14 protein-coding genes are annotated in these 14,426 nt (G+C 64.5%); 12 read left to right on the forward strand and 2 right to left on the reverse strand.

Annotated elements, in window-relative coordinates:
- The first annotated feature begins 536 nt into the window (after positions 1-536).
- From flhD to J2W49_RS14490, 11 genes are all read left to right on the forward strand, one after another.
- Positions 537-881 carry a flagellar transcriptional regulator FlhD gene (flhD, locus tag J2W49_RS14440; protein WP_310317377.1) on the forward strand — a complete coding sequence of 115 codons (345 nt, stop codon included), beginning with the start codon at positions 537-539 and terminating at the stop codon, positions 879-881.
- A gap of 126 nt (positions 882-1,007) precedes the next feature.
- Complete coding sequence (gene flhC / locus J2W49_RS14445) at positions 1,008-1,550, forward strand: flagellar transcriptional regulator FlhC (protein ID WP_310317380.1); 543 nt, start codon at positions 1,008-1,010, stop codon at positions 1,548-1,550.
- A 258-nt stretch (positions 1,551-1,808) separates the two neighbouring features.
- The gene (motA, locus tag J2W49_RS14450; protein ID WP_310317384.1) at positions 1,809-2,678 is read left to right on the forward strand and encodes a flagellar motor stator protein MotA; all 870 of its coding nucleotides are present in this window, start codon (positions 1,809-1,811) and stop codon (positions 2,676-2,678) included.
- A gap of 50 nt (positions 2,679-2,728) precedes the next feature.
- The gene (gene motB, locus J2W49_RS14455) at positions 2,729-3,661 is read left to right on the forward strand and encodes a flagellar motor protein MotB (protein WP_310317387.1); all 933 of its coding nucleotides are present in this window, start codon (positions 2,729-2,731) and stop codon (positions 3,659-3,661) included.
- A gap of 68 nt (positions 3,662-3,729) precedes the next feature.
- Complete coding sequence (cheY, locus tag J2W49_RS14460; protein WP_304913995.1) at positions 3,730-4,116, forward strand: chemotaxis response regulator CheY; 387 nt, start codon at positions 3,730-3,732, stop codon at positions 4,114-4,116.
- 13 nt (positions 4,117-4,129) lie between these two features.
- Positions 4,130-4,741, forward strand: a complete 612-nt coding sequence (locus tag J2W49_RS14465) for a protein phosphatase CheZ (RefSeq protein ID WP_310317392.1) — start codon at positions 4,130-4,132, stop codon at positions 4,739-4,741.
- 775 nt (positions 4,742-5,516) lie between these two features.
- Positions 5,517-6,683: a flagellar biosynthesis protein FlhB gene (gene flhB, locus J2W49_RS14470; RefSeq protein WP_310317395.1), complete on the forward strand. Its 1,167-nt coding sequence runs from the start codon at positions 5,517-5,519 to the stop codon at positions 6,681-6,683.
- Positions 6,680-8,761 carry a flagellar biosynthesis protein FlhA gene (gene flhA, locus J2W49_RS14475; RefSeq protein WP_310317397.1) on the forward strand — a complete coding sequence of 694 codons (2,082 nt, stop codon included), beginning with the start codon at positions 6,680-6,682 and terminating at the stop codon, positions 8,759-8,761. The genes flhB and flhA overlap by 4 nt, the downstream gene beginning before the upstream one ends.
- Positions 8,758-10,323 (forward strand): flagellar biosynthesis GTPase FlhF, encoded by a 1,566-nt coding sequence (flhF, locus tag J2W49_RS14480; protein WP_310317399.1) that lies wholly within the window; start codon positions 8,758-8,760, stop codon positions 10,321-10,323. Before flhA ends, flhF begins: the two co-directional genes overlap by 4 nt.
- Complete coding sequence (locus tag J2W49_RS14485; protein WP_310317402.1) at positions 10,292-11,125, forward strand: hypothetical protein; 834 nt, start codon at positions 10,292-10,294, stop codon at positions 11,123-11,125. Before flhF ends, J2W49_RS14485 begins: the two co-directional genes overlap by 32 nt.
- A gap of 5 nt (positions 11,126-11,130) precedes the next feature.
- Positions 11,131-11,847: an RNA polymerase sigma factor FliA gene (locus tag J2W49_RS14490; RefSeq protein WP_310317406.1), complete on the forward strand. Its 717-nt coding sequence runs from the start codon at positions 11,131-11,133 to the stop codon at positions 11,845-11,847.
- Positions 11,848-11,994: 147 nt separating this feature from the next.
- Here the strand turns inward: J2W49_RS14490 and J2W49_RS14495 are convergent, their stop codons facing one another.
- Entirely contained in the window at positions 11,995-13,041 is a 1,047-nt protein-coding gene (locus J2W49_RS14495; protein ID WP_310317409.1) for an AraC family transcriptional regulator, read from the reverse strand.
- A gap of 138 nt (positions 13,042-13,179) precedes the next feature.
- On the opposite strand from J2W49_RS14495, the gene J2W49_RS14500 reads away from it, so the two are divergent.
- Positions 13,180-13,893, forward strand: coding sequence for an NAD(P)-dependent oxidoreductase (locus J2W49_RS14500; protein WP_310317413.1), 714 nt, complete (start codon positions 13,180-13,182; stop codon positions 13,891-13,893).
- 13 nt (positions 13,894-13,906) lie between these two features.
- On the opposite strand, the gene J2W49_RS14505 is transcribed toward J2W49_RS14500, so the two are convergent.
- Positions 13,907-14,392, reverse strand: coding sequence for a GNAT family N-acetyltransferase (locus J2W49_RS14505; protein WP_310317416.1), 486 nt, complete (start codon positions 14,390-14,392; stop codon positions 13,907-13,909).
- Positions 14,393-14,426: the final 34 nt, after the last annotated feature.

The raw sequence follows: 14,426 nt of genomic DNA on the forward strand, positions 1-14,426 counted from the left end.
GGGGAAATTCGCAAACTTGTCCGCTGCGCGTCCTTCGGACATGCGAATTTCTGATCCCCACGCCGCTGCGCTGCTCAGCCCGGCCACACGGCACAAGCGGGATCGGGAGCGGACTTCCCTTCTCGGAGCCTTGTCTTCACTCCCTCGCCCATTTGGGGAGGGTTGGGGTGAGGGCTCGCGCCAACCATGCAACCGGAGGAAATGTCCCCGCTCCCGGTCTCCGCCGTCATGCGCTGGTGTGTGGCGGAGAGCCCCGCGCCTCGATCAGAGATGCGGTGGAACCGGCTTCGCTGGGCCACTCGCATCGCCCCCCTCAGGGGGGTGACGCCGAAGGCGGCGCGGGGGGTTACAGGAATCACCAAAATGAGAACCAAGGTTGTAGGAATTTGCCTGACAAGCCGTAGGGGGGTCCCGACACGTCAAACAGCCATTCGCCGATTCAAGTTTTTTCACGGGTCGACACAATTACATACATCGAGAAAGCAAACGCAAGCAAGCCTCCCGCCCTCAGCGACTCGACAACTAAGGAGAACACCATGGACAGCGAACAACTCTTGGCCGAAATCCGCGAAGCCAACCTGACCTACCTGATGCTGGCTCAGAACCTGATCCGCAAGGACCGCGCCGAAGCGCTGTACCGTCTGGGTGTGAGCGAAGAGGCTGCCGATCTGCTGGGCATGCTCTCCACTGCTCAGCTGCTCAAGATCGCTTCGAGCAACATGTTGCTGTGCCGTTTCCGTGTGGACGACGACCTGGTGTGGAACCTGCTGACCAACCACAACGTGAAGAAGGTGGACAACGCCACCACCACACAGTTGCACGCCAGCATCCTGATGGCCGGAAAGTTTGCTGAATCGATGAGCAGCGCCACGGCGCACTGAATCTGGATCACCCCCGCGCCGCCTTCGGCGTCACCCCCTTCAAGGGGGCGGTGCCAGAGGCCCGGCGAAGCCGGTTCCTCGGCACCTCTGGACAAGACATCTCTCACTTCCATCCTGGAGACAGCAATGGCCACGCAAAAAAGCATCCTCAACGAGTCGCGTGACATCGAGCGCGCCATTGCCCTGATCCAGCTGGGTGCGCGGCTGCAGGTGCTGGAGTATGAAACCAGCCTGTCGTATGAGCGCCTGTTGCGCCTGTACAAGGAGGTTGCGGGCAAGAGCCCTTCGAAAGGCCAGTTGCCTTTCTCCACCGACTGGTTCCTGACCTGGCAGCCCAACATCCATTCGTCGCTGTTCCTGAACATCCACGAGTACCTCTCCAAGACCAGCGAGCTGGAAGAGATCGATACCGTGATCAAGGCCTTCCGCCTTTACGCCGACCAGATGCAGGCCAGCGCGATCGAGCCGCTGTTGTCCATCACAAGGGCCTGGCGCCTGGTGAAGTTTGTGGACAACGGCATGCTGACCTTGACCAAGTGCTCCTGCTGCGGTGGTCACTTCGTGACCGAACCCTATGAGAATGCGCGCAACTTCATCTGCGGCATGTGCGAGCCACCGGCCCGGGCAGGCAAGGGTGCTGCAGCCAGCGGTGGTTTGCGCCTTCATTGACGCCCCCCCGCGCCGCACTTTCAGTGCGTCACCCCCCAGGGGGCGACACCTGCGGCCCGGCGAAGCCGGTTCCGCGGTGTCTCTGGAAAATATGCAGCGGGATTGGCGGCGATTTGCAAACCCCGAAATGGACCCCGATGCGGGTCCATTTCGCGTTTATGGCCGTGGTCGATCGCCCATAGAGTTGACCGCTAGAAAGTTAAACCCCTCACACCACGCTGGCGCCCGCTTCCAGCGTTCTGTTTCAGGCACACGAACATGTTTGTCATCATCGGATACGTTGTCGCACTTGGCTGCATCTTTGGCGGCTTTGCCATTGCGGGTGGCAACATGGCCGTGATCATGAAGGCCTTGCCGCTGGAGATGCTGATCATCGGCGGCGGTGCGATCGGTGCGTTTGTGGTGAACAACCAGCCCAAGGTGCTCAAGGCCACCATGAAGGCCATTCCCATGGCGCTCAAGGGCTCCAAGTACACCAAGGAGCGCTACATGCAGTTGCTGGCGCTGCAGTACGACCTGCTGCAAAAAGCCCGCAAGGAAGGCCTGATGGCCATCGAGAACGATGTGGAGAACCCGCACGAATCGCCGGTGTTCAAGAAATACCCCGCCATTGCGAGCGATCACCATGTGGTCGAGTTCATCACCGATTACCTGCGCATGATGGTTTCGGGCAACCTCAATGCGCACGAGATCGAATCGCTGATGGACAGTGAAATCGAAACCCACCACCAGGAGGGCCATGCGCCCGTGGCGGCCATCACCCGCGTGGCCGGTGGTCTGCCTGCCTTCGGCATCGTGGCCGCGGTGCTGGGCGTGATCAAGACCATGGGTTCGGTGGGTCAGCCACCAGCGGTGCTGGGCGCCATGATCGGCTCTGCCCTGGTGGGTACGTTTCTAGGTATTTTCCTGGCCTACGCCATTGCCGAACCCCTGGCCGGTGTGATCGACCAGAAGATGGAAGAGGGCACCAAGGAGCTGCAATGCATCAAGAGCACGCTGCTGGCCAGCATGCAGGGCTACGCGCCCGCCACCGCCATTGAATTCGGTCGCAAGGTGCTGCAGTCCACCGAGCGCCCCACATTCACGGAGCTCGAAGGCCACGTCAAGGGCAAGAAGGCACCAGCCTGAGCCTGAAGCATTCACCAACGCACTGACACCGCACGCAACGGAGGACCGCCATGGCCGACGGAAGAAAGCTACAGCCCATCATCATCAAGCGCATCAAGAAGACTGGGCACGTCGCGCACGGCGGTGCCTGGAAGATTGCCTACGCCGACTTCGTGACGGCCATGATGGCGTTTTTTCTGCTCATGTGGCTGCTGGGCTCCACCTCCAAGGGTGAGCTGCAAGGCATTGCCAGCTACTTCAGCAACCCGGTCAAGGTCTCGCTCATGGGTGGTGATGGCACCGGCAACAGCAACAGCATCCTGCCCGGTGGCGGGCGCGACCTGAGCAAGTCCGCCGGCCAGGTCGACGGTGGCGACGCCGAGCGCGCCTCCAAGCAGATGTGGACGCAGATGGCCAAGGAAGAACGCGCGCGCAACGAGGCAAACCGCATTCAGGAACTGCAGAGCAAGATCCAGACGGTCATTTCCAGCAACCCGAAACTGGCCGAATACGGCTCGCAGATCCAGCTGGAGACCACGCTCGACGGCCTGCACATCCAGATCGTCGATCAGCAGAACCGGCCCATGTTCGACACCGGCAGCGCCCTGGTGAAGCCGTACATGAGCGAGATCCTGCGAGGCATCGGTGCCGCACTGGGCGATGTGGAGAACCGCATCGCACTGGCCGGCCACACCGACGCCACGCCCTATGGCAGCGGCGAGCGCGGCTACAGCAACTGGGAACTCTCGGCCGACCGGGCCAACGCCTCGCGCCGTGAACTGGTGGTCGGCGGCCTGCCCGACAACAAGCTGCTGCGCGTGGAAGGTCTGGCCTCCAGCCAGTTGCTGCGCCCGGAGTCGCCCACCGACCCGATCAACCGCCGCATCAGCATCGTGGTGCTGACGGAGGAAGCACAGGAACGGCTGATGCCGGCCGCCACGCCCAATTCATCCCTTCAGAATTCGCCACAAGTGACGAAGATTCCCATAGAAAGCGGTCGCTGAGTCGCCGCTGCCCCCTATCCGCCCCTTTTCGCCCTATTTCTGCTCCAACCGCACCGACGGAGGCCTGCATGTCCACCCCGATGAAATTCCTGATCGTTGACGACTTCTCCACCATGCGTCGCATCGTGCGCAACCTCCTGAAAGAGATTGGCCATGCCGACGCCGACGAGGCCGAGGACGGTGCCATCGCGCTGAACAAGCTGCGCAACGGCAATTTCAATTTCGTGGTGTCCGACATCAACATGCCGAACATGAACGGTTTCGAGCTGCTTGCTGAAATCAAGAAGGACGAAAAGCTCAAACACCTGCCCGTGCTCATGGTCACCGCCGAGGCGCGCAAGGAAGACATCGTGCTGGCAGCGCAAAACGGAGCGGCTGGCTACATCGTCAAGCCCTTCACCAAGGCGACGCTGGAAGACAAGATGGCCAACATCTTCAAGAAACTGGGCCTGTGAGGGGAGCACGACCATGCATGAAGAACAACCCACAGGCACCGGCGGCAATGAAATGTTCCAGCAGCTGGGCTCCATCACCCGGCAGCTGCACGACGCACTGAAAGAACTGGGCTACACCGACAAGCTCAAGGGCTCGGTCGACCAGTTGCCCGACGCACAAAGCCGCCTGTCCTACATTGCCCGTCTCACCGGCGAGGCGGCCGAAAAAGTGCTTAATCACGTCGAACTGGGCAAGAACGAACAGGCCGAGCTGGCCGAACGTGGCCGCAAGCTGGCCGATACCATCAGCCGCGTGCCGGCCCTGGCCAAGGCCATGCCGGAGCTGATGGAGTGGTCCAACGACGTGGTGCGCATCAGCGAACAGACCGACGCACGCCTGACCGACATCATGATGGCGCAGGACTTCCACGACCTCACCGGCCAGGTGATCAACCGCGTGGTGCAACTGGCCAGCACCATCGAGGAACAGCTGCTGGGCTTGCTGCTGCAGTCGGCACCATCTGGCCAGCCGGGGCACGATCAGGCGTTTGAGCTGGCGGGGCCGGTGGTGAACCCTGAGGGGCGCACGGACGTGGTGAGTGATCAGGCGCAGGTGGACGATTTGTTGGCGAGTCTGGGGTTCTGAGGTTGCTTTGACTTCACTCCCTCGCCCCTTTGGGGAGAGGGTTGGGGTGAGGGGCCTTTGCGCGCCAGTTCTCTTCTTCTCCGGATGCTTGGTTTGGCCGGGTCTCGGCCCGGCGGCCGAGGTACTTTTCTTTGCTTCGCCAAAGAAAAGTACCCAAAAGAAAGGCGAGCCGAAGTCCGGGCCCCTGCGGGGTCCCATGCGCTGCTCGCGTCGTGGGGGAAATTCGCAAACTTGTCCGCTGCGCGGCCTTCGGACATGCGAATTTCTGATCCCCACGCCGCTGCGCTGCTCAGCCCGGCCACACGGCAATGGCGGGATCGGGAGCGGACTCCCCCTCAGGTGAGCGTGCCTTCACTCCCTCCCCCGCTGGGGGAGGGCTGGGGTGGGGGCCGCGCCAGCCAAGTTGCCGGAGGAAATGCCCCCGACCCCGCTCCCGCCGTCATGCGCTGGCGAGTAGCGCAGGGCCGGGCGGGACAAGGGGCGCGCATGTTTGAGCCGAAGGCGAGTTTGCGCGCACCCCCGCCCGGACCGAGCAACGCAGTGTGCCCGTAGCGAAGCGAAGGGACAGCGCATCCGGCTCGCCTTTTCTTTGCCTTCTTTCTTTTGGCGACGCAAAAGAAAGAAGGTCGGCCGCCGGGCCGAGACCCGGCCAAGCCACCCAGCCGGAGAAAGACAAGAAGGAATCCGAATAAGCACGGTTCCATCCTCCTTATTCCCCTTTAGTTTTCCAACCCGACTTCCACAATCTGTCTCATCCCTCCGATGAGACAGCACCATGGAATCTTCCAGTCAGGACAAGAACCTACCCGCGACGCCGCAGCGCCTGAAAAAGGCGCGGCAGGACGGTCAGGTTGCGCGTTCCAAGGACTTGTCGAACCTGGCGGTGCTCGGTGGTGGCGCGGCGGCCCTGATGGTGCTGGCCCCCATGGGGTTCGAGATGATGCGCAGTGCGCTGCAAAGGCAGCTGCGTTTTGACCATGCCACCCTGCAGCACCCGCAAGCGGTGGTGGAGCGTCTGGCCAGTGGTTTTGGTGACGGTCTGATGATCTACCTGCCGATGGGCCTGCTGGTGCTCGCCTTGGCCATTGCCACCACGGTGGCTGCCGGCAGCTACGCCTACAGCACCAAACCCATCACGCCCGACCTCACCCGCCTGAGCCCACTGGCCGGCCTCAAGCGTCTGTTCTCCAAGCAGCAACTTGTCGAGGTGGCCAAGCTCACAGGCATCACCATTCTCTTGGGCCTGGTGGCCTGGCAGTTCATCTCTGTCCATGTGGAGCAGTTCGCCACCTTGCTGATGCGCCCGCTGGAAGGCGCGTTGGGGCAATTGGGCAGTTGGCTTTCGATGGGCGTGGGCTTTCTGCTCACGGTGATTCTGCTGGTGGCCGTGCTTGACGTGCCGGCGCAGAAATTCCTGCACGCGCAAAAGATGCGCATGTCGCACCAGGAAGTGAAGCGCGAGCACAAGGAAATGGAAGGCGACCCGCATGTGAAGGGCCAGCGCCGTGCGCGCCAGCGCCAGTTGGCGCAGCGCAACAGCATTGGTGCCGTGCCCAAGGCCGACCTGGTGGTGATGAACCCGACCCACTACGCCGTGGCCATCAAGTACGACGACGCCACCATGGGCGCACCGCGCGTGGTGGCCAAGGGCGCGGACCTGCTGGCCATGAAGATCCGCGAGGTGGCCCAGGCCAACCAGGTGCCGGTGTTGCAGGCACCCATGCTGGCGCGTGCCCTGTACGCCCACGCTGAGATTGACGACGAAATTCCGTCGGCCCTGTACACCGCCGTGGCGCAGGTGCTGGCCTATGTGTACCAGCTCAAGGCCGCCATGAAGGGCGAGGGCGTCATGCCCCGCGAAGTGCCCACGCCGCAGGTGCCGCCTGAACTCGATCCCCACCACAAAGCCGTGGCCACTACACGCACGGAGGAAATCCGATGAACGCCCTGCAGCCCCTGCAGCAATGGTTCCAGCGCAACGGCGCGCTCGCCGGCGGCCTGGCCGCACCCATGCTGGTCATGACGGTGTTGTCGATGATGGTGCTGCCCCTGCCGCCCTGGCTGCTGGACACCTTCTTCACGCTCAACATCGCGCTCGCGCTGCTGGTGATGATGGTGGCCGCCTACATGCAGCGCCCGCTGGACTTCTCGGTCTTTCCCACGGTGCTGCTGCTGACCACGCTGCTGCGCCTGTCGCTCAACGTGGCCTCCACGCGTGTGGTGCTGCTCGAAGGCCACACCGGCCCGGGCGCGGCCGGCGCGGTGATCGAGGCCTTCGGCCACTTCCTCATTGGCGGCAACTTCGCGGTCGGTTTTGTGGTGTTCATCATCCTGGTGGTGATCAACTTCATCGTGATCACCAAGGGCTCGGAGCGCATCGCCGAAGTGTCGGCCCGCTTCACGCTGGACGCCATGCCCGGCAAGCAGATGGCTATCGACGCCGACCTGGGCGCCGGCCTGATCGACGAAAAGGAAGCCAAGCGCCGCCGCGCCGAAGTGGGCGAAGAGGCCGAGTTCTTTGGCTCCATGGACGGTGCAGCCAAGTTCGTGCGCGGCGATGCCATCGCCGGCATCCTGATCCTGATCATCAACATCGTTGGCGGATTTGCCATCGGCATGGTGCAGCATGGCCTCTCAGCCGGCGATGCAGCCAACAGCTACATCCTGCTGGCGGTGGGCGATGCGCTGGTGGCACAGATTCCTTCGCTGCTGATCTCGGTGGCGGCGGCCATGGTGGTGTCTCGTGTGGGCAAGGGCAACGACCTGGGCAAGCAAGTCACGCAGCAGATGTTCAGCTCTTCGCGCGTGCTGGGCATTGCAGCGTCGGTGCTGTTTCTGCTGGGCATCATTCCCGGCATGCCGCATGTGGTGTTCCTGCTGTTCGCGGCCCTGCTGGGTGGACTCACCTGGTGGCGTTACCAGCAGGAAAACGCACCCAAGCCCGTGGAGAGCAGCGCTCCAGAAGCCGCCGGCGACGGCGAGGCCACCTGGGACGACCTGCAGCCGGTGGACCTGCTGGGCCTGGAACTGGGCTACCGCCTGATCGCCATGGTCGACAAGACGCGCCAGGGCGACCTGCTCACCCGTATCAAGGGCGTGCGCAAGAAATTTGCGCAAGAAGTGGGCTTTCTGCCGCCTGCCGTGCATGTGCGCGACAACCTGGAACTGCGCCCCAGCGCCTACCGCATCACCCTGCGTGGCGTGGTGGTGGGCGAGGGCGAGGTGTTCCCCGGCCAGTTCCTGGCCATCGACCCGGGTGGCATCGGCACACCGCTCATCGGCACCCCCACCACCGACCCTGCTTTTGGCCTTCCAGCGCACTGGATCGAAGAAAAGCAGAAGGAAAACGCGCAGATGGCCGGTTTTACCGTGGTTGATTCCGAGACTGTGTTGGCCACGCATCTTTCACACTTGATGCAAGTCCAGGCCGCCAAGTTGCTGAGCCGGACGGAGACCCAGGACCTGGTCGAACACGTGACCCGCCTGGCCCCGAAACTGATCGAAGAAGTCGTGCCCAAGATGATCTCCGTCGCCACCTTCCAGAAAGTGCTGCAGCTGCTGCTGGAAGAGTCGGTGCACGTGCGCGACATCCGCACCATCATCGAAGCCATCGCCGAACACGCGCCCCACACCACCGACCCGCTGGAACTGGCCCGCCGCGTGCGCATGGCACTGGCCCCTGCCATCGTGCAGCAGATCTATGGCCCGGTGAAGGAACTCGAAGTCATTGCCATCGAACCCGGCCTGGAGCGCCTGCTGATGCAGGCCCTCACCGGTCAGAACGCTGGCGCGCTGGACCCCGGTGTGGCCGAGATGCTGAGCAAGTCCGCCACCGACATCGCCAACAGCCAGGAAGAAAAGGGCGTGCCCGCCTGCCTGCTGGTGCCCGATGCCATCCGCAACGCCATGGCACGCCTGCTGCGCCGAGCAGCGCCCCGTCTGCAAGTGCTGGCACACAGCGAAATTCCTGAGACCCACCTGATCCGCATTGGCCCGATTCTTGGAGAAATGACATCATGAACATCCAGCGATTCACCGCCCCCACCTCGCGCGAAGCCATGGCCAAGGCCCGCCACGCCCTGGGCGACAGCGCGGTCATTCTCTCCACCCGCAACACCGACCACGGTTTTGAAGTGATGGCCGCCGCCGAGGAAAGCCTGGGTAGCCTGGCCGCCACTGTGCAGAACGAGCAGCCCCGTACCGCCGCCCGGCCCCGCGCCAGCCTGAGCGAACGCGCCGCGCAGGCGGCACCACTGTCCGTTTCTGCCGATTCGGTGGAAAGCGACACCGAAGCCCTGGCCATGAGCACCTTGTCGTTCCAGGACTATGTGCGCGAACGCATGCTGCGCAAGCGCCGCGAAGCCCTCACCGGGCAGGCGGAGGCCCCCGTGCCTGCTGCGGCACCCCACGCCGCTTTTGCCGCACCCGTGGCCACGCCGGCACAGACACCCGCGCGTCAGTCACTGCACACCCCGGCCCCCATTCAGACCCGCGCCCAACCCATCGAGGTGCCGGTGCAGCGCTTCAACACGCCCGAGCGCCCTGTGGCCGCTGCGCACATGCCGCAGCCCATTCGCACCCGCAATTCGGCGCCGACCGCTTTCGAAGACGCCACCCCGCCGCGCCTGGGTGGCAACGCCACCACGAACGTGGAACTGAACGCGCTCAAGGAAATGATCGAAGAGCGCTTCAACACCCTGGCCTGGCTGGGCTCGTCCAAGCAGCACCCGATCCAGTCCAACCTCATGCTCAAGCTCATCCGCTCGGGTTACTCACCGGCCATGGCCCGCGCCGTGATCGAACGCGTGTCTGTGGATGCCTCGCCCGCCGAAGCGGTGCGCTGGGTGATGGACGTGATCACCCGCAACCTCAAGGTGGCGGCTCCCGGCGCTGGCCTGTGTGACGAAGGTGGGGTGATCTCGCTGATCGGCGCGACCGGTGTGGGCAAGACCACCACCGCCGCCAAGCTCGCCGCGCAATGCGTGAAGCAGTTCGGCGCTGGCAGCGTGGGCCTCATCACACTGGACAGCTACCGCGTCTCCGGCTTTGAGCAGCTGCGCGCTTACGGCCGCCTCATGGGCGTGGTGGCCCACCTGGCCCACGACCGCGCCGCACTCAAGGACCTGCTCAACCTGCTGGCCAACAAGCGCATGGTGGTCATCGACACCGCCGGCCTGGGCCAGCGCGACCAGCGCATCCAGGACATGCTCGACATGCTCGACGTGCCCAACGTGAAGAAGGCCCTGGTGCTCAACGCCGGTGCCCACGGCGACACCATCGACGACGTGCTCACCTCGTTCCAGTCGCGCTCGTTGCACGGCGTGGTGCTCTCCAAGGTGGACGAAGCCGTCAAGCTCGGCCCGGCCATCGATGCGCTCATTCGCCACCAGGTGGTGCTGCGCGGCGTGGCCAACGGCCAGCGTGTGCCCGAAGACTGGCAGAACCCGGATGCCGCCACCCTGGTGCGCATGTCCATGGGCAGCCAGAGCAAGTCGGCCTACGATCCGCAGTCGACCGACCTGGGCCTGTACTTCTCGCAAATCTCCACCCGTGGCATTGACCTGGGGGGTGCCCATGTTTGACATCGGCTTCGACCAGGCCGCCGGCCTGCGCAGCGATGCGCTCGGTCATGGCCCCAGCCTCATGCCACTGGCCAGCCCCGCCCAGCCGGCCCTGGCGTACGAGCTGCTGTGCAAGCTGGCCACACGCCTCACGGCGCAGGGTGATGCGGTGGTCATCATCGATGCCACCGAAACCGAAGCCACCAGCGGGCAACGCCACGACGGCTCGCCGCTGGGCCTGCTGCGCGCACTGCAAGATCCTTCCGTGTCTGGCCTGGAGCGGCCTGCAGACGGCGGCGAGTGGCTGGTGATGCCCGGTGCCCGCGGCCTGCAGGCCCTGCAGCTCACAGCCGCCGCCGGTGGCGCAGACGCCGCACTCTCGCGCCTGTTCGCTCCCTTCGCCTCCAGCGTCACGGTGCTGCTGTTTGCCCCGGCCTTCGATCTGGCCGGCCTGTTGTCTGGCTTGAGCGGCCGCGCCCTGGTGCCGGTGCTGGGTCAGCCCCAGGCCAGCATCGACGCCTACGGCGCCGTCAAGCTGCTGCACGCTGCTGGTCTCTCTCCGGTGCTGGCGCCCATGCACAGTACCGACATGCCCGGCCCTGTGCCGCTCGACCAGGTGGTGCGCACGGTGACCGAATGCGCGCAACGCCACCTGGGCCTGACGCTGGACCACTGGCCCGAAGCCACCTGGGCCCAGCGGGTACCGGTGAGCACGATTTCCCGGCAGCACCGCCCGGCTGCACTGGCCAACCTGCATCGCACGCCTGCGTTCGATGGCATGGGCGCAGTCCATCACGGGGCTGCCCAATCGCTCTGGAGCTGATCACGATGTACACCGCCAAAGGCACCCTCAACCGGGACGACCAGCTGAAAAAGTACAGCCCACTGGTGCGCCGCCTGGCCCACCACATGATTGCCAAACTGCCCGCCAGCGTGGAGCTCGACGACCTGATCCAGGTCGGCATGATCGGCCTGACCGAAGCCATCGCCCGTTTCGAGCCCACCCAGGGTGTGCAGTTCGAGACCTTTGCCAGCCAGCGCATCCGCGGGGCCATGATCGACGAGCTGCGCGACGGCGACTGGATGTCGCGTGGCTCGCGCAAGAGCCAGAAAGACATTGAACAGGCCGTGCACCGTCTGCAGCAGAAGCTGCACCGCGCGCCCATGGAATCCGAGATCGCCAAAGAGCTGGGCATGGACCTCGCCGACTACCAGCACCTGCTGGCCAAGGTGCGCGGCACCCAGCTGGTGTACCTGGAGGACATCAGCGGCCATGGCGACGATGACGACGGCTTTCTGGACCGCCACATGGGCGACGACGATGCCGACCCGTCTGCCGTGTTGCAGGACCAGCGCATGCGCACGGCTCTGGTGGGCGCCATCCAGAACCTGCCCGAGCGTGAGCAGCAGATCATGTCGATGTACTACGAGCACGACATGAACCTGAAGGAAATCGCCGCCGTGCTCGGTGTCACCGAATCGCGCATCTGCCAGTTGCACAGCCAGTCGATCGCTCGCCTGCGGGCCAAGCTGCGCGAGCACTGACGGGGAAGCACCCCCGCCGCGCTTCACGCGACCCCCTCAAGGGGGCGATACCAGTGGCCCGGCAAAGCCGGTTCCACGGTATCTCTGGACTGCGACACTTCGCGCCGGAGGGACTGGCACTCCCTGCCGCGCTTCACGCGATCACTCTCAAGGGGAGCGATGCCTGTGGCTCTCCTGAGGCTGACGAAGAATGGTTCCTCGGTGTCGCTGGAGTGAGTCGCTTTCAGATGTCACCACAGCATCGCTCACCGCCCGTCGAAGCCGACCCGGGGTCGAGCCCTGCACGCGCTTGAACGCACGCGCAAACGCCACGTCCGACTGGTAGCCCGTGCGCGCTGCCACCTCGGCCATGCTCAGTCCCTGAGACAGCCACGCCTGTGCCAGATTCATGCGCCAGCCAGTGAGGTACTCCACCGCTGGCACACCCACCAGTGCCGTGAAGCGCTGTGCAAACGCCGAGCGTGACATGCTCGACGCCTGCGCCAACGTTGCCACGGTCCAGTCCTTGGAAGGATCTCGGTGGATCATCGCCATGGCCCGACCAATGCGCTTGTCCTTCAAGGCGCCCAGCCAGCCAGACTGCGCAGTCGCGTCGTGCTGCACCCAGTGCCGGATCGCCTGGATCACCAGAATGTCGGCCAGCCGTGTGATCACCGCTTCACCTCCGGCCCGCATCTGTCGCGCTTCATCGGCCATCAGGCGCAACAGCGACGGCAGCCAGTTGTCTGCCGTGAGCCCGGCGGCTTCGATGCAGATCACCGGCGGCAGTGCAGACAGCAACTGCGGCGCCACCGGATGATCCAGCCGCACGGCGGCGCACACCATCTGGGTCGGCTCGCCCCCGCCGCCGCTGCGAAGAATCTCGAAGCGCTCGCTCACCAGCTCCCTGGGCAGGTCAAACAGATCGGGCGTGAGGGCCTGCGGGTCGCTTTGCACGCTGTGCCCCAGGCCGTGCGGCACCAGCGCGAAATCACCGGCCTGCAGCCAGCGCCCGCTGGCCTCACCACTGTCGGTGCTCAGCCAGCATCGGCCGCGCGTGACCAGGTGGATCAGCAGGCAACCCGGCATGGCCGGCAGATGCGCACCCCAGGGCGTCGTGAGGGCGGACTGGCAATAGAACACCCCGCTCATGCGCAATTGATGCAGGGCTTCGCCCAGGGGGTCGCAGAAGCGGTCGAGGGTGTCTGGCGTCATGGGGCGACTGTGCCGCAAATCTGCTGTGTGTCCAAGTGTTCTGGACGATTGATCATGAAATCCGATGTTCTGGGCGTTGTTTCATGATCCTGGAGCCAACACACTTGGTGCCTTGTTCTATCAGCCCAGGAGATCCTCATGAAAGTCCTCGTCATTGGCGCCACCGGCGGCTCCGGCCTCGCCGCCACCCGCAGCCTGCTCGCCCGGGGGGCGCAGGTCACCGCCTTCGCTCGAAATCCCGATTCACTGCCGCCCCTGCACGGACCACTCACCAAATTGACCGGCGACGCCACCCGCTTTGAAGACATTGACCGCGCCATGCCAGGCCACGACGCGGTGGTGGTGGCGCTGGGCATTCGAGAGAACCCCATCCGAGTGCGCCTGCTGGGCAGCGCCCACACCGCCATGGACGTGCGATCCCGGGGCACGCGCCACGTGATCGAGGCCATGCACCGTCACGGTGTGCGCCGGCTGGTGGTGCAGACCAGCTTTGGCGTTGGCGCCACGCAAGGGCGCCTGCCGCTGGTGTTCAGACTGATGTTCGCCTTGATGCTGCGCCCCCAGATTCGCGACACAGGGCGACAGGAAGACGCCGTGCGCGACAGTGGACTGGACTGGGTGCTGGTGCAGCCGGTGAACCTCACGGACGACGCCGTGGTGACGCCCGCTTTTGCTTCCGCCGAAGGCGACTACCAGAGCATGAAGGTGTCGCGCCAGCAGGTGGGCGAATTCCTGGCAGACGCAGCGCTGAGCGACAAGCACGTGGGCGAATCGGTCGCGCTCTCTGCCTTTGCGCCGGAATGCCAGCCGGCTGCTGATCACTCGGCTCGCTGTCGCCCGCAGGCGCGCTGAGTGCTGACTTCGCTTACAGCACCAACTGCTTGAACACCCGGTCCACCGGCGTGCCGTCCGCCAGCGGCACGGCGCGGTCCATGTGGTAGTCCACGAAGCCCATGCGGCTGTAGTAAGTGAGGCCGCCGGTGTTGTCGGCGCGAATGCGGGCATTGATGTGGTGCAGGCCCAGTGCCAGCGCCTTGGCCCGCGTGGCCGCCAGCAGGGCAGAGCCAATGCCGCGCCCGGTGAGGCCTTCCGCGGCAAAGGTGGCGATGTCACCCCAGCCTTCGGGCAACTCTGGCAGGCGGCCGAGCGACTGAAACCCCACCAGTTGGCCGTCCAGCACCGCCACATGGCAGCACAGCACTTTGGGGCCTTCCAGAAAGTAGGCGGTGTTCTCTTCGACGCTCAGCGGCGTTTGCAGGGCTGTGGTGCCACCGGTGCGGATGATGGCATTGAGCAGGTCGGTGGCGGCGGGTGCATCAACGGGCTGGAAGGGGCGAACTTCAAGGGACATGGGGCAACAGGGAGATTCCATCCGGGCAGGAAAA

Source organism: Hydrogenophaga palleronii, from assembly GCF_031457455.1.
Lineage (GTDB): Bacteria > Pseudomonadota > Gammaproteobacteria > Burkholderiales > Burkholderiaceae_C > Hydrogenophaga > Hydrogenophaga palleronii_A.